This is a genomic window from Enterobacter cloacae complex sp. ECL72, from assembly GCF_019056635.1.
Taxonomy (GTDB): domain Bacteria; phylum Pseudomonadota; class Gammaproteobacteria; order Enterobacterales; family Enterobacteriaceae; genus Enterobacter; species Enterobacter hormaechei_C.
The window spans coordinates 2,504,340-2,525,371 of sequence record NZ_CP077659.1; the positions used below are offsets into that span (position 1 = coordinate 2,504,340).

A 21,032-nucleotide genomic window follows, 5' to 3' on the forward strand; every position below is an offset into this window, starting at 1 on the left:
ATTACCACCGACAAAAAGGAACATCTGTATTAAATGAGTCACATCTTTTGATTTTATCATTATCGATATCATAATATCCTAGCCAATAATCTAAGATATATCCCCTATAATTTTCAGGCCTTGCGGGATCATTGAAATAGGATATATTCACTGAGGTAATGATTAGTAATATTGATATGTAGTTTACAATCCTGTTTATTGTTAACACTCTTGTTAAGTTACGCAGGTAATATGCACAAAGCAAACAATAAAATAGATTAAAATAAGGATTTAAACGATGCAGTATTGGGAAAAAATAAAACGACAAATGTAATAAAGAGGCAATAAAACTTCCATTCCAAAGAATACGTTCAATTTCAGTTTCATGTTTTTTTACAATGATATATCTAAATATAATCAACAAATTTATAATAGCGAGCAATCCGAATGTAGGTTCAAATTGTGAAAAATAGACTTTAATTTTTGTTGAGATAACAGCACCTGGTGTACCTAATAAAGATATTATATTAGAAAACAGTTCATTCGAAAGACTAAGTATAACTATACAAAATGCGGAACAACTGCCAAAGAAAATAACACTTATTTTATTTTTCTTTACCAGAGGGTAAAACAATAACACTACGGCGGCGGAAAAATGGAAACAAATAGCTAAACATGAAAGAATGATAAATCGAGTTTTCTCATTTTTTAATAATTGGATAAAAGCAAACATTGCCATCACAAATGCCATTGCTTGTCTAAGTTGATCATTAAATAGATCTATACCATTGATTATGATTAGCAAGAAGAGGAACAGACATATATTAAAATCAAATAAACCCCTTAGTTTTATTATAGCGAAATAAAGCAACACCGATAATATAAGATAGTACATAGCTACAGATAAATAGAAATCCGTAAATAAATACTTGAGAATATAAACCTCGAAACCGAATAAAGGTTCATATGATGAAAAATACTCTACTAAATCTGTATAAGTAATAAACCCATAATAATAATTTACCCAATCGATACCGTTAAAATATCCATCAACCATAAAAAGCATAAATGTAAAAATCATTAATTTAAATATGATTTTTTTAATAGGTGGGAATTGCCAACCTAATAAAACACATATCAATTGCAGAGTTAAAAAAATAATCCAATACATTATACTTTCTCATTTTTTAGTATAGTATTCCAGCGGTCTCTAAATCTTTTAACTGTAAACGCATTAGCCTTTAATTTAGCATTATTGGACATATTTATTCTTAAAACTTTTTGACTAATCATCAATCTTAAAGATTCAGCGAATATTTTAATGTTCTCATTTGGAACTAAGATTCCATTATCCATATCTAATATTTCAGAAGGTCCGCAATCACAATCGAACGCAATCGCCGGAACGCCAAAAGACATAGCTTCAATGAGAACCAAGCCAAATCCTTCATATCTGGACGGGAGACATAAAAATGCACAATTTTGATAATAATCAGTAATATTTTGTGTAGCAGCAATGAATTTTATCGACGTGTTCAAACTTAATTCTGTTGCTAAATTCTCTAAACTGTCTTTGTTGGGACCACTCCCAATAATTGTTAAAGTCCAATCAGGAAATTCGTTATGAACCTCTTCCCAAGCCTGTATAAGAAGATCAAAGCCCTTTTGATCTGTTAATCTTCCTACGCTTAATATGTTTTTGCTTTCCACAGGATAATCATTAGTAGTTATTTGAAACTGTGAGGCATTATAAATAACTTGTAATTTGCTTTTATTTAACCAGAGATTTTCTTGCCAATATTTTCTATCTTTTTCGCTTAATACAACAATTTCATCCGAAAATAATCCAGATAACTGTCTCGCTAAACTACGGGTTTTTACACCAAGATCAATCTTAAAATTAAAATGCTCCCAACATATATGACGAATATCAGTAAACAGTACAGCAGGTAATGAATATATGCATAATAATGAATCAACCGTAATGACAGTGTTAATTTCATAATTTTGTAAATATTTTCGGAGCGCTAAAATTATTTTTAACCTATCCCAATGCGAAGTTAATGATTCATAATTGCATAAACTTACTAAGTTTATTTCTTCGTTTAAGTGAAAAAAGGGCTTACTATTTTTTAGAATCGTGACAATGTGAACTTCATAATTAATTTTTGTAAGTTCATTTGCCAATACGGTGATAATTCTTTCTGTACCACCGGAATTATGCAGGGCATTAATGAAGAGACAAATCTTTTTATTTTTCATTTATCAAACTCTGGATTTAATAGCTTAATTAGAAAATGTAAGGAGTTAATTGAGAGCGGCCTTGAGTTTTTTTTTGAACCATGAAAATGTGCTTGATAATCGATAGTATTTTACAGTTATTAATTTTGACCATTTTATTTGATATTTTACATCCAAAGAATTATTATCATTTAAAATATCATTTGCAATGCGTTTTGTTTCTTCTAAAGTTCTAAAATATCCATTAACATTGTTACTAATAAATTTCAGATAACTAAATGTACGAACCCTCGAGTAAAGTAAAAGGATTTTTTCCTCGTTACCAACTTCTTTGTTTGCATGGTTTTTAAACTTTTGCAATGCGTAAATTATATCAAGGTAATCACGTTCTTTTATACTCTTGGTAATACTATTAGGAGTATGCCTATAACCAATCAATGGCTTATTTATGCTATAAATAATCTTTGCCTTCAGGTAAAGATAGGGAGTAAACATAATATCTTCGTATCGACGCCCATCTTCAAAATATACACAATTAATAATTTTTTTACTGTAAATTCTGCCCCAAACATACCACTGGTTGAGTTCAAAAACAGGCATTAATTCTATTTTATTATCGATTACTTTTTGACCAGAATAAGTACATAAATTAAAAGTCTCAGTAGATTCTTTAGTAAACCGATATGCATCTATCTCAATAATATCAGGGCAAAACTCAAAAATAGCATTCGAAACATTGCGTATATATTCTGGATGGAGAACATCATCACCATCCAAAAATGCAATATATTTTCCCTGCGCTTTTATTAAACCAGCATTTCTAGCACCTGAAAGTCCAACGTTGATTTGATTGATTATTTTTATATTCTTCTTACCAACACATAAAGATTCAATAATATTTTTTGTGCTATCGGTAGAACCATCATTTACAATGATAACTTCACTATTCGCATCCAACTGTATAAATACTGAATCTAAACATTCTTTTATATAACTTTCAACATTGTAGCATGGTATTATAATACTTAATGTAATATCACTCATAACTGTTCCATATTTCTTTCAGATATCCTTTTTTGAAGGTAATTATCAATAGCATAATAAAAGTAAGTATTTCTGTAATAAGTATAGACAATGATGCGCCAGATGCACCATATAAAGAAGACAGAGGAATAGCATAAGATAAATGCAGCAACCCCGTAACAATAGGCAGCTTTGCATATAGTTTATTATGCCCAAGAGGTAAAAGCACATAATTGCATAAAATTACAGATAATACTATCAAGATTATCATTGGTGACATTAATTTTAGAATAATGATAGCTTCTTCAAAATCTTTGCCAAGCATAAAGTTTGAAATATATTTCGAGCATATATAAAACATTATGCTTGCGATTAAAGCCAAACCGCCTTGTATCAAAATTATCTTTTTAACAAAAGAAAATCCAATTTCTCTTGATTCTTTAAAAAGAGCATTAACTCTTGGATATAAAGCACCACCTAAAATCAAGAAAGCGCCCATTAAAGCCTGCCTTAGTTTATCAGCAGCGACATATATTCCTACCTGCTCAACCTGACTCACCATTCCCAATATAAATGGATTGCTCATCGTATATAAACTCATGGCAATACTTCCGATAAATATTGGCGATGATTTAATTAACGTGTCAAATACTTCAGATATTCGTAATCTAAATTTCAAAGTAATACAATTTGTTTTATAAACAAAATAAATCGAAATCATTCCCGCTACGAAAGTCGCTCCTCCCTGAATTAAAGCTGCGATATTTATATCATTCTGTTCTTGAACGAAGATAAATGTCAAGGGTATACTCAACCCTCTTGCTAAAATATAGCTTATCGTAACAGAGGACATTTTTTCAACGCCCTGGAAAAACCAAACGGGTAACAACATGGCCCCTACTAACTGAAAGCATAATATATGCAGCAATGAATTGATACTATGAAATTGCTCAACCTTGCAGGAAAGAAAAAAAATCAGGCCGATAGATAATAACAATAAAAACAATTTAGCTAGCATTGTTTTAAAAAAAATAGCACTAATTTCTTCTTTTGTTTTACTACTCACTGCTATAGCTTTCGATGCTGTGAGGTTGAATCCGAAATCAATAAACAGGCAAAAATACTGAATTATACTTGTCGCCAACCCTATCCTTCCATATTCCGCAGGCCCCAGCACTCTGACAAGATAAGGGAAAATAATGAGGGGGATGAGATAATTTGAGCCCTGGAGTATAAAAAGCGAGAATATATTTTTTTTTAACCTTGTCATTTACTTCTCTTCAAATGTAAGAATACTTAATCTCATATAATATAAGATTTATCATTAATTAATGATTTTACTGTAGAAGCTGTTCCGTAATATAATTTATAAAAAATTATTACTATTATTCAATAGGTTATTCTATAGTTTATTTTTGCGGCAAGCTTTGTGTCATTTATGGAAATGAGATTAACGCTACCGCCCCTGGCTTAACAGCTACCAGTGCACTGAGTAATATGATAATGTTTCATTTGCAGCAGCCTCACTATATAAGTGATTTTTGAACTACAGCTACATTTCGACTGTAATTGTCGTCCTAAATGCCTTCAGAAACAAGCAAAAATCTCTTGAACATGTGTTTACATGTTCATCAAAGCGGAATGCATTTAAGTTTGTAACAAAAAACGGCGGTCATCATATCGGTTAATTGAAATCAATCCTTATGATGACTGCCGTTTGCACAGATCATTCAAGTACTATCAGTCTTCAGCCAGCAGCTTCTCAATCCGGCTTCTGAACTTCGCCCCTTCCTTCAGGTTACGCAGACCGTAGTTCACAAATGCCTGCATATACCCGATTTTCTTACCGCAGTCGTAGCTATCGCCGGTCATCAGCATGGCATCAACAGACTGCTTCTTCGCCAGCTCAGCAATCGCATCGGTCAGCTGGATACGATCCCAGGCGCCCGGCTCAGTTTTTTCCAGCTCAGCCCAGATATCCGCATTCAGCACATAACGGCCAACTGCCATCAGGTCGGAGTCCAGGGTCTGCGGCTGATCGGGTTTTTCGATAAACTCAACGATACGGCTCACCTGCCCTTCCGTCTCCAGTGGCTCTTTATTCTGAATTACAGAATACTCAGAGAGATCGCCCTTCATACGTTTCGCCAGCACCTGACTACGGCCCGTCTCGTTGAAGCGCGCGACCATTGCCGCCAGGTTGTAACGCAGCGGATCGGCGGAAGCGGTATCAATAATGATGTCCGGCAGAACCACGATGAACGGGTTATCACCCACCACCGGGCGCGCGCAGAGAATTGAGTGCCCCAGACCCAGCGGCTGCGCCTGACGCACGTTCATGATGGTCACGCCAGGAGGACAGATAGACTGAACTTCTGCCAGAAGCTGGCGCTTAACACGCTGCTCAAGCAGCGCCTCGAGTTCATAAGAGGTGTCGAAGTGGTTCTCAACGGCATTCTTCGAAGAGTGCGTCACCAGAACGATTTCTTTGATCCCCGCAGCAACAATCTCGTCGACGATGTACTGAATCATCGGCTTGTCAACGATCGGCAGCATCTCTTTAGGAATGGCCTTTGTGGCGGGCAACATATGCATGCCCAAACCCGCTACCGGTATGACTGCTTTCAAATTAATCATTATTTCTTCCACCTTAAAATGGTTGACGAATTATAGCTTTTAAACCTGTTTTCGCCAGCATGTTTTGCCGTAAATATGAAGTAATCCTAGGTCACCCCACCACAAATTACAGTAGTTGTAATCTGAATAGATCGCGATTCCGTACCAGGAATAGTCGCAAAATAGGCTGTAGGATTACCTGTGCGGCAGCGCAAAATTCAACCGTTCCGTATTCACCACGTGTTGATCGACCCGATCAATATCCACCGAACTCTGCCCCTTTTCATTAACCGCTTTTATGTTCGCGAGCGACAACAGCGTCTCGTTTTTGGCCATAAACTTCCCGCGCACGTCTTTGCGCAAGTCGAAGTTCATCTTAAGCGCTGGTCCCGTCGCTGACTCCTGCATCACGTTGATATTACGCAAGAAAAGATGCTGTGGCTTGTTGTGCAGCTCAAGCGTTGCTCGCTGCATGTTGACGTTGGTGATGGCAACAAACGAGGTGGCATTGCCGGAGGAAATCTGTATCCCGCGCAGCTTATAGGCCAGCTGGCGGTTATCCAGGCGAATATCGTTAAGTTTGAAGTTTTGCGGTATCGACAGATAATCGCCCTTGATCACGCCATACCCGATTAACATTCCGGCGCTGTTCACCATATCGATATTATCAATAACGAAATTATCACAGCCATAAATAGCTACCGTCGCGTTATCAATTCCGGCCTTTTTACTGAAGTCGGGGGTAATATTGCTGGCCTTGATATTACGGATCACAAAGTGTTTACCGTTTTCAACATGGACCAACTGCCGACAGTTGCTGCCGGTGATATTTGCCACCACGAAGTTTTTAACGGTCTGCTGTTCCGGATAGTCATTGTCGTACGTGCTGCCAGCCAGCCCAATGCCTATGCCCCAGTTGATCTTGCCGTTTGTGCAGTTGATGTTATCGATCACGTGGTCAGAGATCAGGATATTGCGATCGTTAATCGCCACGTTCCACTCAATCGCGTCCCCCTGCAAGTGGCTGAATTTACTGTTGGTAATGCGCGCACCGTCCACCTGATTATGAAAACCCTGGCGCAGAATGGCGTAGTTGGCCTGGCTCACGGAAATACGATCGATAAGCAGGTTACGCATCACTCTCGGCTTTTTACCGCCGATGTAGATCTGGGTGACGGGGCCGAAGCCGCTCATCGCCAGCCCTTTAATGACACAGTCGGAGCCACGCACGTCCAGCGTAATGTTATGCGTGCGCCCCTCTCCTTCCCCAATGACCTTACAGCCTTCCTGGAGCACAAACCGCCCGCGGCCGTTGCCCTTCAGCGCACCGCGGATCAGCAGGGTTTTGCCATCAGGAATGAAAATGCCGGTATTGATGTTTTCACAGGTTAACCCGGCGGGAACAACAACGGTATCGCCCTCGGTAAATGCCTGCTTAAAGGCGGCGATCCAGTCGTTATTGTTGTAGCGATCGACAGAAACCGTCTTCCCGGTTGCCGCCCGCACAGCGCGGGGCGACAGCAGCGGCATGGCAGCCAGGACGGATAAAGAAGAGACAAATCGGCGTCGGGTAATCTTTTTCAGCATACAACCTCAGCGTTACAGCGTTTGCAGCAGGCTCGCTAACTGGCGATTAATCACCTGCTGATTGAATTCTGCTTCAACTTTTTGCCGCGCATTTTGCAGCACAGGGATCAGCGTCTGCTGATCGATATCGCTGAACGCGGCCAGACGATCCGCCAGCGCCAGCGCATTGTTTTCAGGGACCAGCCAGCCGGAGTGTTCAGAGGTGATCAGCTCCGGGATCCCGCTGTGCAGGGTCGAGACCACCGGAATGCCGACCGCCATCGCCTCCATCAGCGCCACGGGAATGCCTTCCATATCGCCGTCAGCGCCGGTTACGGAAGGCAGCAGGAACACATCCGCGTCATCAAGCATGGCTTTCACTTCGTGGCTCGGCTTGAAGCCCGGCATCTCGACCACGTCTTCCAGCTGATACTGTTCAATCAGCGTGCGCAGGCGACGCTCCCACGGCCCGATACCCAGGATGCGGTAGTGGAAGTCCACGCCGCGCGCCTTCAGCTGGCGACAGGCTTCGATGGCTACGTGCAGCCCTTTCTTTTCGGTCAGGCGGGCAACAGAGATAATTTGCAGCGGCTTGCCCGGCACCTTAACCGGTCGCTGAGTGAAACGTTCCATATCCACGCCCATGCGTGAAACGGTGATTTTCTCGCTCGGGCACCCCATGGTTTTCAGGCGTCCGGCCCACAGGTTGCTTATCGGCAGCATCATGTCGCCACGGCGAAACAGCTGCTGATATTCCGGCGTGTAGTGGTTCAGTACTTCCCGGCTGGAGATGTCGATACCGTGGAAAATGGTTGCGATTTTGCCGTCAATCACCCCCAGCTCACGCAGTTTTGCCGCAGTTACGCCCGCCGGGCCAAAGTGGGCGATAAAGACATCGGCCCGGTACGGCTGGGCCGTTTGCCCGCAAATGGCGGAAAGGATCAGGTTGCGGGCCTCCGCCCCATAGCGCGACATATTCAGCGCCCGCCACGTCGAGGCGCGATGAAGGCCGCGCAGCGTCTGGCTGGCGCGATGGCGCAGTTTGTTCATTCGTCCGGTGGGTTCATCCTGCAACCAGCGGGTTTTCGCCTCCAGCCCATACCGGGTATACGCCGCATGGGTGTTTTGCGTATCGCCCTTTTGCAGGGCGATAATCTCCACGTCATACCCCATATCGATAAACGCGGTGATTTGGTTCAGCACAAAGGTTTCAGACGACAGCGGAAATTTCAGTAAGAAGAAACCAACCTTCATTTCCCCTCCCGGACGCGGTCGAGTACGGATTTCACCATGCCAATACCTTTTTCGCGTTCGGCTTTTACCGCCACCGCCAGACGTTCGTTGATCGCAGGCAGCTGACCGAGCGTGTCGCCCACCATCGCACCCAGCGACCCGTCCAGCAGATGACGAATATCGACGGCCATTTCCGGCATACCGAGCTGCTGCATAATGCCCGCAGACTTGTGTTCGTAGTTAATGGCGATGGCTGGCGTGCCGAAGTTCATCGAGATAATGGCCGAGTGCAGACGCGTGCCCACGGTCAGGTCGCAGGCGGAGAGCAGCTTGCCCATCTCCAGATCGTTCAGCTCGTCCATCACCACATGATAGCGGGACGGATCGTTCACCAGGTTGCGCAGGTTGAGCGCCACCATACGGTCATCTTTGTTGTAGCTGTCGATACCGGTACAGGTGGAAAGCGCCAGCACCTGGTAACCGCTGTCCAGCACGCGGTTCACCACGTCGGCAAAGGCTTTCTCGTACGCCGCCTGGGTCGTGCCGAGGCGTTTATCGAACGGCGCAAGTTCACGCAGGGTAATGGCGACGGTTTTCTGCTTTGCCGCCACGTCCAGCCAGTGCTGTACCGCGTAGCTGGCCTGGAAACTGTCATCCTGATGATCCACCAGCCAGGCGGTGTCCACACCGTGCTCCACTTTGGTGGTGTCGATTTCACTGCGTTTCATCATGTCGAGGCTGACCGATTCACGCAGGATCAGCGCGTCGCAGTGGCCGAAGACATAGTTCGCCAGCTGGTTAAACTGCGGATCCTGGAATGGCCCGACGCTGTGGCCGATCATAAACAGCGGCTTTTTCGCCATGAACGTACAAAGCGCATGCTCAAACTGCGGCACGCCGTACAGATCGACGAAGAACGAACCGCCCACCTGAATAATGGCGTCATAGCCGGACAGCAGACGAACAAAATCGGTAAAGCCCTGCGCGATGGCAATGTTGCGCAGCTTGCCGGTGTCGGTCACGCGAGAAAGCAGCACCTGATGCTGGTAGCGGCGACGCAGCACTTTCTTCACGCGCCCCATCACGCCCGCGGCGTTGTTGTGCTGTTTCATCTGGCTGTAGAGCGGGTCGCCCATCACCGGGCGGTTCAGTAACCAGGATGAGCTGACCGGATAACGGCTCATCACATCCACTTCTGTCTCAGGCTTAAGGGTGTTAATTGCATCCAGTAAACCGCGCAGGATGGCGCTGTCGCCACGGTTGCCGCAGGTATGGTTGCCAAGAATAAGTAATTTCATAATGGCCTCGTAAAATTAGCCTGCGCGAAGCAGCGTTTTCATTTTTTCGTTACGGCAAAACTGGCGCTTCATCTCGACCACCAGCGCATTACGTGACAGCACAATCATCACGCCGAACGCCAGCGCGCCTGCCGCGACCTGCACCGCAAGCAGCGCCGCCAGCGGCAGATGCCCGTTGAGCACCACGCCCAGGCCGTAGCTCACCGCAAGCGTCGGTAAGGAGAGATAGAACGGCAGCCACAGGCTGAGGATGTACTGACGGTAGCTGGAGCCCAGCACCGGTTTGATCATCACGAAGTAGCTCAGCACGGTATTGACGATTTGCACCAGCAGGAAGCCGAGCGTCACGCCAATGGCGCCCGCCGTGTGGCCGCCCACAATAATTGCCGGAATAAACAGGAAGGTTTTAAACACGTTGAACTTGAAGCTGATATCCACGCGCGCCTTCGCCATTAGCAGAGAACCAATCGGGTTCCCCACCGAGCGCAGCAGCCCCACGACGCACAGCAGTTGCAGGATCGGGATGATGCTGTTCCACTTCTCGCCAAACACCAGCGGTACGAAATTGCTGGCGACCACCATCAGCCCCAGCAGCACCGGGAAGTTGATGATCCCCACGACGGAGAGCAGCTTGTAAAAGTTCACGCGCAGCTTTTCGGTATCGTCCTGAATTTTGGCGAACGCCGGGAACAGCACGCGGGTAATGATAGGGTTGAGCTTCATCGGCGGGACAACCGCGACGTTATACGCCAGGTTGTAGCCACCCGCGACGCTCGCGCCCAGAATGCGCGCCAGCACCAGCGTGGAGAGGTTAGTATTCACGTAATTGATAATGCTGTCTGCCGTCAGCCACGCGCCGAAGCGCAGGTTGGATGAAACAGACGCCAGCGAAAAATGCAGCCCCGGGCGATAAATCTTACGGCCAAAGAAGCCAAACAGCAGCGTGCGCACGGCAGAGTTAACGAGGTAGCCGAGGATGGCGGTCATCGCCAGCGGCCAGAAATGGGCGCTGACCACGGTGAAGGTAAAGCCCGCCAGCACGGCGCTGGTTTCAATCATGCCGATTTTGTTGAACTCCAGCTCCTTCTGCATCAGCGCGCGGAACTGCTGCCCGTGCGGGATCACCACGAAAGCGAACGACAGGGTGCGCATCAGCGGCGCCAGATCCGGGTTATGCAGCACGCCGGCAATCACATTGCTCAGCAGGAACACCAGCACAAAGACGAAGATACCCAGCCCGACGTTCAGCCAGTAGAGGGTGGTCAGCTCCAGGTGGCTGATCTCCTTGCGCTGGATAATGGAGTTGGCGATACCAAAGTCCGACAGCGTATCGGCCAGGGCGATAATCACCAGCGAGACGGTCAGCAGACCAAACTGGTGGTTATCGATAATGCGCGCCAGCACCGTCATCTGCACCAGGCCGAGGCCAATGATGACGATGGTGGCCATGGCTGACCATTTCGCGCCGCTGATGGTTTTTTCTCGTAAGCTCATCTTAGTACGCCGCTTTGTTCACGAAACCTTTGAAAACGGTCAGAAAAACAATCTTGATATCGAACCAGAGGCTCCACTCGCGGATGTACTCCAGATCGAACTCGATACGTTTTTCCATTTTTTCCAGCGTGTCGGTCTCGCCGCGCCAGCCGTTGATCTGCGCCCAGCCGGTGATGCCTGGCTTCACCTTATGGCGCAGCATGTAGCCTTCAATCAGGGTGCGGTACTGCTCGTTATGGGCCACGGCGTGAGGACGAGGCCCGACGATGGACATCCCGCCGGTGAACACGTTGATGAACTGCGGCAGCTCATCGAGCGAGGTACGGCGCAGGAAGTTGCCCACGCGGGTGACGCGCGGATCGTTCTGCGTCGCCTGGGTCACCACCTTGTCGTTCTCCATCACCTTCATGGAGCGGAATTTCCACACCATGATCGGCTTACCGTCCATGCCGTAGCGGGTCTGACGGAAGATGATCGGCCCCGGCGAGCTGAGCTTCACCGCCAGCGCAATGCAGCACAGCACCGGGGAGATGAGCAGCAGGATCAGGGACGAAAGGACGATATCTTCCACGCGCTTCAGCACGCGGTTAATCCCCGACAGCGGCGTGTCGTACAGTGGAACAACCGGTACCCCGTTCACCTCTTCAATACGGGAGTGGAGAATATTGAAGGTGAAGACATCCGGGATGAGGATCACCGAGCAGGTGGTATCCGCCAGCTCGCGCATCAGTTTCTTGATGCGGGATTCATCTTTCATCTGCATGGCGATGTAGACGTTATGAATTTTGCCGGCTTTCGCATCGTCAATAAGCTGTTCGTAGTTACCTGCCCAGTCGGACGGCACGCCGCCGGGCTTCGCGTCGTGATAAATCCCGACCACTTCAAAACCTAACCACGGCTCTTTGCGGAAGCTGTCGAGCAACACCTGTCCCACCGGCAGGTCGCCCGCCACGGCAACGAAGCGACGGTTATACCCGCGGTTGCGCAGCCAGCCCGCGCCAAAGCGGATCAGCGAGCGGCAGACCACCATGCCAATGCTGGTTAACAGATACCAGCAGAGATAGGTCACAAGACGGTTATCAAAATCATGGCTGAACGCCACCAGCCCTGCGCTGAAAACCAGGCTTAAGGTCCAGTTCTGGAGCAGCAGCATCAGTTCGGTGGTCATTTTGACGCCGCGCCATGAACGATAGAAATCGGTCATGCCGCCGATCATCTGAAACACCACCAGCGCAATCAACGCCATCAGCAAGTGCATGTATAAGAACGACTGCCCGCTGACCCAACACACCGCCCACAGTCCGCCGACCATGATGGTGATATCAGAAAAAACGCTGCACCATAGAGATTAACGATGCATTCGTTCTCGCTCGTTCGCGCTTTTTTAGATTTGTCATCGTTGTTCCTTTAGTTCTAAACCTTACCCCTCGCCCCTCACCCCGGCCCTCTCCCCAAAGGGGAGAGGGTGTTCAAGTTCCCTCTCCCCTTTGGGGAGAGGGTTAGGGTGAGGGGTAAGGTTTTCTTTTTACTGATTCAACAGCGCCAGAATGTCCTTCGTTCGGGCTTCCATCAGCGCGGTATCGGCGCGGGACTCCACGTTCAGGCGCACCACCGGCTCGGTGTTGGAGGAGCGCAGGTTGAAGCGCCACTGCGGGAACGCCATGCTGATACCGTCGGTACGGTCAATCTCCAGCGCATGAATGGCAAAGTGCTGTTCCACGCGGGCAATGGCCTCAGCGGGCTGTGCCAGTTTGCTGTTGATCTCGCCGCTCGCCGGGAACGCCGCCATGCGGTCACGCACCAGTTCACCCCAGGCTCTGCCCTTTCAGGCACAGCAGCTCAGTCACCAGCAGCCACGGGATCATCCCGCTGTCGCAGTAGGCAAAATCACGGAAATAGTGGTGGGCGCTCATCTCGCCGCCGTAGATGGCGTCTTCCTCACGCATACGCTCTTTGATAAACGCGTGGCCGGTTTTGGACATCACCGGCTCGCCGCCCGCGGCCTTCACCACGTCGACGGTGTTCCAGGAAAGACGCGGATCGTGAATGATTTTCGCCCCCGGGTTTTTCTCGAGGAACGCTTCCGCCAGCAGGCCAACGATGTAGTAGCCTTCGATAAACTGCCCTTTCTCGTCGAACAGGAAGCAGCGGTCGAAATCGCCGTCAAAGGCGATACCCATATCGGCGCCGTGCTCAATCACCGCGTTGCGGGTGTCGTCGCGGCACTCCGGCAGCAGCGGGTTAGGAATACCGTTCGGGAAGTTGCCGTCAGGCGTGTTGTGCACTTTGACGAAGGTCACCGGCACGTTCAGCGCCTTAAAGCGGGCTTCAAGTGCATCGACAACCGGGCCTGCCGCGCCGTTGCCGGAGTTAATCACCAGCTTCAGCGGTTTGAGGTTCGCCACGTTGATGTAGCCCAGCAGGTGGTCGATGTACTCTTTTTGCAGGTTAATCTGCTTATAGCTGCCGCGTGTGGCTTCATTCACCGGCGGGAAGTCGTTGGCCTCGGCCAGACGCTGCACGTCACGCAGGCCGGTGTCGCCGCTGATAGGACGCGCGCCCTTGCGCACCAGCTTCATGCCGTTGTAGTCCATCGGGTTATGGCTGGCCGTCACTTCGATACCGCCGTCCACGCCCAGGTGGAAGGTGGCAAAATAGATCTCTTCGGTGCCGGAAAGGCCAATGTCCAGCACATCGACGCCCGCGTCCTGTAGCCCTTTCGCCAGCGCCAGCTTCAGGGATTTGCTGGTCAGACGCACGTCGCCGCCCAGCACGATAGTTTGTGGTTTCAGGTATTCGCCGTACGCGCGGCCGATGCGCCACGCAATGTCTTCGTTCAGCTCTTCGCCCAGCTTGCCGCGAATATCGTAGGCTTTAAAACAGGTTAATTTTTCCATGATGACCCCTTTTTCAGGCAACAGTTGGCCCTGACCATGTAATGGCCAAATTAATTTTTGTCATTCGTAGACCCGGAAAGCGCAGCGCCACCGGGCATGATGCGGAGTGCTACACGCGCCCGTAGCGATCCTGGAAGCGGATGATGTCGTCCTCTTCCAGATAGGAGCCGGAACGCACCTCAATTAAGTCGAGCGGAATTTTCCCCGGGTTCTCCAGACAGTGCGTCGCCCCCAGCGGAATATAAATGGACTCGTTTTCACCGAGCAGCTTCACTTCACCGTCGATGGTCACTTTGGCGGTCCCCGCCACCACCACCCAGTGTTCGGCGCGGTGATGGTGCATCTGCACCGACAGCCCTTCTCCCGGCTTCACGGTGATGCGTTTCACCTGGTAACGCTCGCCGGCGTCGATGGAGTCATATTTGCCCCACGGGCGGTAGACTTCGCGGTGAATATGGTGTTCGTGGCGGCCATCGGCCTTGATCTGCTCCACCACTTTTTTAACGTCCTGCACGGCATTACGGTCGGCAATCAGCACCGCGTCTTTGGTCTGCACGACCACCAGATCCTTCACCCCTACCGTGGTGACGAGGCCAGATTCGGCGTAGACGTAGCTGTTTTCCGTTTTGTGGCTGATCACATCCCCGTGATGGACGTTACCCTCCGGGGTATGCGCGCTGATCTCCCACAGTGACGACCAGGAGCCGACGTCGCTCCAGCCCGCATCCATAGGTACCACTACCGCATCTGCCGTACGTTCCATTACCGCATAGTCAATGGACTCTTCCGGACAGGCGAGGAAGGCTTCTTCGTCCACACGGATAAAATCGAGATCCGGATCCACCACCGCCATCGCTTTTTCGCAGGCGCGCAAGATATCCGGGCGATATTTTTCCAGCTCTTCCAGGTAGCGACCGGCGCGGAACAGGAACATACCGCTGTTCCAGTAGTATTCCCCGCTGGCCACGTACGCCTGCGCGGTTTCCAGATTCGGTTTTTCGACAAACTGCGCCACGTCAAAGGCCACGCTGTCGCCTTCACCAGGCGTAACGCTGCCGCGGCGAATGTAGCCATAGCCGGTTTCCGGGAGATCCGGCACGATGCCGAAGGTCACCAGCTTGCCGTTCTCAGCGTAAGGAATCGCCGCGCGTACCGCGTCGCGGAAGGCCTCTTCCTGCTGGATGACGTGGTCAGCCGCCAGCACCAGCATCAGCGGGTCGCAGTCCGGGCTGCTGCGTTTTGCCGCCAGCGCCGCAAGGGCAATGGCAGGCGCCGTGTTGCGTCCGGCAGGCTCCAGAATGATATTTTCGGTCAGTTTGTTCAGCTGGCGCAGCTGCTCGGCAACGATAAAGCGGTGCTGTTCGTTACAGATCACCACCGGGCTTTCACACTCCACGCCGTGCAGACGGTTAACCGTCGTTTGCAGCATGGTGAGGTCGCCTTTCAGGCACAGAAATTGTTTTGGATAAAGCACGCGGGACAGTGGCCACAACCGGCTCCCGGATCCACCCGCCATTACGACCGGATACAAAGTGGTTTGACTCATGATTTATCCCCGTATATCTGCAATAAATTGGCTCAGCACGTTCTCTTTCTCGAGCGTGCGTTCGGCATATTCACGTGCCACCGTGTTCTCTTTTGGCATGGCGAGTGCCTGCTCAATTCCGGTCACCAGCGCAGGAACCGATTCCGGCTCCACGCAAACGGCAATGCCCGGGTAGCTGTTGCACAGCTGGCCTAATTCTGTTGCGGCTTCTGCCGTAATCACCGCGTTTCCGCCCACTGCCAGAATGTTGGTCAGCTTGGACGGCAGCACCGCATCCGCCGCGCCGCGTTTTTGCACCACCAGATGGCAATCCGCCATTTTCAGCAGCGCGGGCAGCGCGTCATAAGACTGAAGCGGGAAGAAGCGGATGTTGGTCAGTCCGCGCTCGCTGGCCATTTTTTCCAGCCGCGCTTTACCGCCGCCCTGCCCGACTATCACGAACATCCACGGGTGTTCGCTCAGCTGAAGCGCGGCGTCAATCACGCTCTCCAGCCCCTGTTTTTCGCCGATGTTGCCTGAGTAAAGAATGATTTTTTGCTCAGCAGGCAACCCGAGCTGCGCGCGTAACGCCTGCGCATCCTGGTCTGTCACATCGCGGAAGCGCGCCACTTCGGACCAGTTCGGAAAGAAGATCACTTTTTCCGCCGGGACGCCCTTCTCCTGCGCCTTGTTCATCATCGAGCGCGAAATGGTCGAGACGTAATCCACGTTGTGCAGGCCGCTGCGCTCAAAGGCGCTGGCGAGCTTCGCCACCTTGCCGCCCTTGCCTTTCCCGGCCATCCCCAGCCCGAGCATGGCGTCCACTTCATAATCCTGAATGTGCAGCAGGGTGCGCGCGCCGGAGAGTTTGCCCAGCAGGCGCATGCCTGGCGTGCAGAACAGCGTCGGCACCACGCCGATGATGCGATCCGGCTTCCAGCGACGCTGCGCCATCAGCGGGAAGAAACTGCTCAGGGCAAAGCTGCCCAGATGAATTAAACGTTTCAGCGTCGAGGGCTGTTTCGGCACGTAGAGCGGGCAGCGCCAGACGATCGCGGCGCCCTCTTCGCGGCGGTAGCGCCAGCTGGAATAGCGTTCGCCTACCTTCCACTCCGGGTAATACGGCGGGGCAGTAATCACCCGCACGTCATGTCCCTGGCTCGCCATCCACTCGACCATCTCGCCGGTGTATTTCCCGATACCGGTAAGCTCCGGCGAGTAGTTAATTCCGTAGACGAGGATTTTCATAGACCTGGCACCTCGGCCTGACGTTCCGCAAGGAAGTACGCCCGACTGTTGTCATGGACGTTGTCGCTTGCCAGCAGCGCCTCTGGCGTTAACCAGCGGTAATCGTCATGCTGAGAATCAGGCAGACGCAGGTCTGCCTCACTCACCTTCAGGCGGAACCCCAGCACGATGTAGTGCGTGGTGAACCCGGTGCCTGAAAAGTTATCGTCATAGAAGTGCTGCCAGACCCCGTAAAACTGGCCCGCTGCCATCGGCAGTTGCAGGCCCAGTTCCGCCAGAGTGAGACGCTCAAACGCATCGGTAAGCGTCTCATCCTTCTGCACGCGCCCGCCGGGCACGAACCAGAAGCCCTGTGCAGGACGATTGGTTCGTTTCCCCAGCAAGAACTCGCCGCGTTCATTCTCCACGATCAAATCGATTGAGATCAGCGGAGTGGAACGCACTACCGTGGCAAAATCTTCCTGACTTAAAAACATCATTACCCCCGGAAGCGGTGCTGGTTTTCCAGGAACCACTGGTAGGTGCTGGCCAGCCCCTGCTCCAGTGAGACCTCGTGATACCAGCCCAGCTGATGCAGACGGGTCACGTCCAGCAGCTTGCGCGGCGTGCCGTCCGGTTTGGTGGCGTCAAACACCACGCGTCCTTTGTAGCCCACCACCTGCGCGATGGTCTGCGCCAGCTCGCGAATGGTGCAGTCCACGCCGGTCCCGACGTTAATGTGCGACAGCATCGGCTCGGTGTTTTCCTGCCACACCTCGCGATCCAGCTCCATGACGTGAATGCTGGCCGCCGCCATGTCGTCCACGTGCAGGAACTCACGCATTGGCGTACCGCTGCCCCACACCACCACGTCCGGGGCGTTTTCGGCAGTCGCCTCGTGGAAACGACGCAGCAGCGCCGGGATCACGTGCGAATTGCTCGGGTGGAAGTTGTCGTGCGGTCCGTACAGGTTGGTCGGCATCACCGAGCGATAGTCGCGGTTATACTGACGGTTGTAGGATTCACACAGCTTGATCCCGGCAATTTTGGCAATCGCATACGGCTCGTTAGTGGCTTCAAGCGTGCCCTGCAACAGTTCGCTCTCGGCGATCGGCTGCTTCGCCATTTTCGGGTAGATACAGGATGAGCCGAGGAACAGCAGCTTATTCACGTTGTACAGATGCGCCGCGTGAATGATGTTGCTCTCAATCATCATGTTCTCGTAGATGAAATCCGCCGGGTAGGTGTTGTTAGCGACAATGCCGCCCACCTTCGCCGCCGCCAGATACACCTGGTCGATACGTTCGCTGGCGAAGAAGTCCTGCACCGCTTTGCTGTCAAGCAGGTTCAGCTCGTCGCGGGTGCGAACAATCACCTCAACGTCGCCGCGCTGTTCCAGCTGGCGAACAATCGCGGAACCCACCATTCCGCGATGACCGGCGACAAAAATACGTTGTTTTGTCATTCTCAGGACTCCAGCGCGATGGCAACCTCGTAGCCATGAGACTTGAGCAGGGAGTGTTTTTTCGCTGCTTCAAGATCTTTGGCCACCATCTCGGATACCATTTCTTGCAGGGTGGTTTCTGGTTTCCAGCCCAGCTTCTCGTGCGCTTTGGTTGGGTCGCCCAGCAGGGTTTCCACTTCAGCAGGACGGAAGTAACGCGGATCAACCTGGACAATCACGTCGCCTGGCTTCACGCCCGGTGCGTCGTGGCCGGTCACGGAAACAACGATACCCTTCTCTTCCACGCCGGTGCCTTCAAAGCGCAGCTTGATGCCCAGCTGTGCCGCAGCCATCTCAACGAACTGACGCACGGAGTACTGCACGCCGGTCGCGATCACGAAGTCTTCTGGCTGTTCCTGCTGCAACATCATCCACTGCATTTTCACGTAGTCTTTCGCATGGCCCCAGTCACGCAGGGAATCCATGTTGCCGAGGTGCAGGCAAGACTCCAGGCCCTGAGCGATGTTGGCGATCGCGCGGGTGATTTTGCGGGTCACGAAGGTTTCGCCGCGACGCGGAGATTCGTGGTTGAACAGAATGCCGTTACAGGCGTACATGCCGTAGGATTCACGGTAGTTCACGGTGATCCAGTAAGCGTACAGTTTCGCCACAGCGTACGGAGAACGTGGGTAGAACGGCGTGGTCTCTTTCTGCGGAATTTCCTGCACCAGACCGTACAGCTCAGAGGTAGATGCTTGGTAGAAGCGGGTTTTCTTCTCAAGACCAAGGAAGCGAATCGCTTCCAGCAGACGCAGCGTACCCATCGCATCCACGTCAGCGGTGTACTCCGGGGACTCGAAGGAAACCGCAACGTGGCTCATTGCCCCCAGGTTGTACACTTCGTCCGGCTGTACTTCTTGCAGGATGCGGGTCAGGTTGGAGGTATCGGTCAGGTCGCCGTAGTGCAGATGGAATTTCGGGTTTGCCGCATGCGGATCCTGGTAAATGTGATCGACACGCTCGGTGTTGAATGAAGAGGCACGACGCTTAATACCGTGAACTTCATACCCTTTTTCCAGCAGCAATTCTGCCAGGTAAGAACCATCTTGTCCGGTAACGCCGGTGATGAGAGCGACTTTAGACATGTTTATATTCCTCTGTACTTATCAAAGTTTTTCAGTTTCAACGCGTTCGCGTATCACCACTGCGGGGTTGCCACGGCAAATTTTATTTGCCGGAAGCGATTTAAAAACGCTGCTGCGGGCACCGACTACCGTGCCATCGCCAACAGAAACACCGGGTGCAACAAAGACGTCTGTTGCCAGCCAGCATTTTTCACCGATCACAACAGGCGAAGCGGTAATATCAAAATGCGGGCTCATAAAATCGTGGCTGCCGGTGCACAAATAACACTTCTGTGAAACCACCGAATTTGCGCCAATCGTAATCTCGCCAAGGGTATATAACACCGCGTCATCCCCAACCCAGGCGTAATCCCCAAGCGTTAATTTCCAGGGATAAGTAATTTTCACCGAAGGTCGAATGACTACGTTTTTTCCTATTTTTGCGCCAAACAGACGCAGTAAAAATGCGCGCCAGCGGTACAGTATTTGCGGCGACCAGGCAAATAACGTTGCCTGTACAGCCCACCACAGTTGAACTTTAATACCGCTCCCGCCCCGAAAACCTTTCGGCACGGAGAATCCATTTAATTCCTGCATTACGTTTCCTTATATCTCAGGCTTTGTTATATAAGGCTTTCGCTTTACCCGTCGTTTTCAGACGTAAGAAATAAGATAATTCCGCCCAGAACCCCGGCACGCGTAATATTTTACGCTGCACGTTTTTGGCATCCTGGCACAGTTCCAGATTATTCGAGGTTGACACGCCACCCATTGAAAATTCAGATACCAGTCCTTTAATTCGACGGAACGGGTAGCCAGATTTGTACAGGCTGGCCGCCAGGGCATAATCTGATGACACTTTATAGCGCAAATCGTAAGGCTGTTTTTTCAGGCCGCTCATTGGGAAGAAAATAGCCTGATGGCTGGCCGGCAGGCTGTGGTAGATATACCAGCCTGGTTTCGCGCCGCGCAGCACTTTTTTCCCCTCGCCGAAATCAAGCAGCGCATCACCAATAAACATGGCATCTTCTTTCTGGCGCGCCAGCTGACGGGCAAACAGCGCCACATCTTCATGGAACACATCGCCGGAATTGAGGAAGATGGCGTAACGCCCCTGCGCCATGTTGATGCCTTTATTCATGGCATCGTAAATGCCTTTATCTTTCTCGCTGATGTAACGTAAGTTGAACTCACCGTTGAGTTTTTCCAGGAACTCCGCCGTGCCGTCGTTCGAGCCGCCATCGACCACGATCCACTCAAAGGTGAGGCTCGGATCGCGCGCCAGGTTGCGCAGCGAGCGCCAGGTTTTTACCACCCCTTCGTAGTTACGAAAGGCGACAGTAATGACGCTAAGAAACATAAATC

Annotated in this window: 16 protein-coding genes and 2 pseudogenes; all 18 read right to left on the minus strand. The window is 50.5% G+C overall.

Going from position 1 to position 21,032, the window contains the following annotated elements:
* Nucleotide 1 precedes the first annotated feature (1 nt).
* Nucleotides 2-1,150: an EpsG family protein gene (locus tag KTH07_RS12200; protein ID WP_063162214.1), complete on the minus strand. Its 1,149-nt coding sequence runs from the start codon at nt 1,148-1,150 to the stop codon at nt 2-4.
* Nucleotides 1,150-2,241 (minus strand): glycosyltransferase family 4 protein, encoded by a 1,092-nt coding sequence (locus KTH07_RS12205; protein ID WP_050019402.1) that lies wholly within the window; start codon nt 2,239-2,241, stop codon nt 1,150-1,152. Before KTH07_RS12205 ends, KTH07_RS12200 begins: the two co-directional genes overlap by 1 nt.
* A 45-nt stretch (nt 2,242-2,286) precedes the next feature.
* Nucleotides 2,287-3,264: a glycosyltransferase family 2 protein gene (locus tag KTH07_RS12210; RefSeq protein WP_032619349.1), complete on the minus strand. Its 978-nt coding sequence runs from the start codon at nt 3,262-3,264 to the stop codon at nt 2,287-2,289.
* Complete coding sequence (locus tag KTH07_RS12215) at nt 3,257-4,513, minus strand: oligosaccharide flippase family protein (RefSeq protein WP_032619348.1); 1,257 nt, start codon at nt 4,511-4,513, stop codon at nt 3,257-3,259. The genes KTH07_RS12210 and KTH07_RS12215 overlap by 8 nt, the downstream gene beginning before the upstream one ends.
* 470 nt (nt 4,514-4,983) lie before the next feature.
* On the minus strand, nt 4,984-5,880 hold the full coding sequence (gene galF, locus KTH07_RS12220; RefSeq protein WP_032619347.1) for a GalU regulator GalF: 897 nt from the start codon (nt 5,878-5,880) through the stop codon (nt 4,984-4,986).
* Between the two features lie 174 nt (nt 5,881-6,054).
* On the minus strand, nt 6,055-7,446 hold the full coding sequence (wcaM, locus tag KTH07_RS12225; protein WP_032619346.1) for a colanic acid biosynthesis protein WcaM: 1,392 nt from the start codon (nt 7,444-7,446) through the stop codon (nt 6,055-6,057).
* A 12-nt stretch (nt 7,447-7,458) separates the two neighbouring features.
* Nucleotides 7,459-8,679 carry a colanic acid biosynthesis glycosyltransferase WcaL gene (gene wcaL / locus KTH07_RS12230; protein ID WP_017383280.1) on the minus strand — a complete coding sequence of 407 codons (1,221 nt, stop codon included), beginning with the start codon at nt 8,677-8,679 and terminating at the stop codon, nt 7,459-7,461.
* Entirely contained in the window at nt 8,676-9,956 is a 1,281-nt protein-coding gene (wcaK, locus tag KTH07_RS12235) for a colanic acid biosynthesis pyruvyl transferase WcaK (protein WP_006811234.1), read from the minus strand. Before wcaK ends, wcaL begins: the two co-directional genes overlap by 4 nt.
* Nucleotides 9,957-9,971: 15 nt before the next feature.
* Entirely contained in the window at nt 9,972-11,450 is a 1,479-nt protein-coding gene (gene wzxC / locus KTH07_RS12240; protein ID WP_032619345.1) for a colanic acid undecaprenyl disphosphate flippase WzxC, read from the minus strand.
* A 1-nt stretch (nt 11,451) separates the two neighbouring features.
* A pseudogene (wcaJ, locus tag KTH07_RS12245) lies at nt 11,452-12,847 on the minus strand (undecaprenyl-phosphate glucose phosphotransferase).
* Nucleotides 12,848-12,975: 128 nt separating this feature from the next.
* Nucleotides 12,976-14,347 (minus strand): annotated as a pseudogene (gene cpsG, locus KTH07_RS12250) (colanic acid biosynthesis phosphomannomutase CpsG).
* A 109-nt stretch (nt 14,348-14,456) separates the two neighbouring features.
* Nucleotides 14,457-15,893 carry a mannose-1-phosphate guanyltransferase gene (gene cpsB / locus KTH07_RS12255; RefSeq protein ID WP_017693088.1) on the minus strand — a complete coding sequence of 479 codons (1,437 nt, stop codon included), beginning with the start codon at nt 15,891-15,893 and terminating at the stop codon, nt 14,457-14,459.
* A gap of 3 nt (nt 15,894-15,896) precedes the next feature.
* Complete coding sequence (wcaI, locus tag KTH07_RS12260) at nt 15,897-17,120, minus strand: colanic acid biosynthesis fucosyltransferase WcaI (RefSeq protein WP_045331693.1); 1,224 nt, start codon at nt 17,118-17,120, stop codon at nt 15,897-15,899.
* Nucleotides 17,117-17,596, minus strand: coding sequence for a GDP-mannose mannosyl hydrolase (locus KTH07_RS12265; RefSeq protein WP_065186924.1), 480 nt, complete (start codon nt 17,594-17,596; stop codon nt 17,117-17,119). The genes wcaI and KTH07_RS12265 overlap by 4 nt, the downstream gene beginning before the upstream one ends.
* A 2-nt stretch (nt 17,597-17,598) precedes the next feature.
* Nucleotides 17,599-18,564 carry a GDP-L-fucose synthase gene (locus tag KTH07_RS12270; protein ID WP_023303988.1) on the minus strand — a complete coding sequence of 322 codons (966 nt, stop codon included), beginning with the start codon at nt 18,562-18,564 and terminating at the stop codon, nt 17,599-17,601.
* 2 nt (nt 18,565-18,566) lie between these two features.
* On the minus strand, nt 18,567-19,688 hold the full coding sequence (gene gmd / locus KTH07_RS12275) for a GDP-mannose 4,6-dehydratase (protein WP_003863514.1): 1,122 nt from the start codon (nt 19,686-19,688) through the stop codon (nt 18,567-18,569).
* A gap of 21 nt (nt 19,689-19,709) precedes the next feature.
* Entirely contained in the window at nt 19,710-20,264 is a 555-nt protein-coding gene (gene wcaF, locus KTH07_RS12280) for a colanic acid biosynthesis acetyltransferase WcaF (protein ID WP_015572376.1), read from the minus strand.
* 16 nt (nt 20,265-20,280) lie between these two features.
* Nucleotides 20,281-21,027, minus strand: a complete 747-nt coding sequence (wcaE, locus tag KTH07_RS12285) for a colanic acid biosynthesis glycosyltransferase WcaE (protein ID WP_003863510.1) — start codon at nt 21,025-21,027, stop codon at nt 20,281-20,283.
* Between the last annotated feature and the right edge of the window lie 5 nt (nt 21,028-21,032).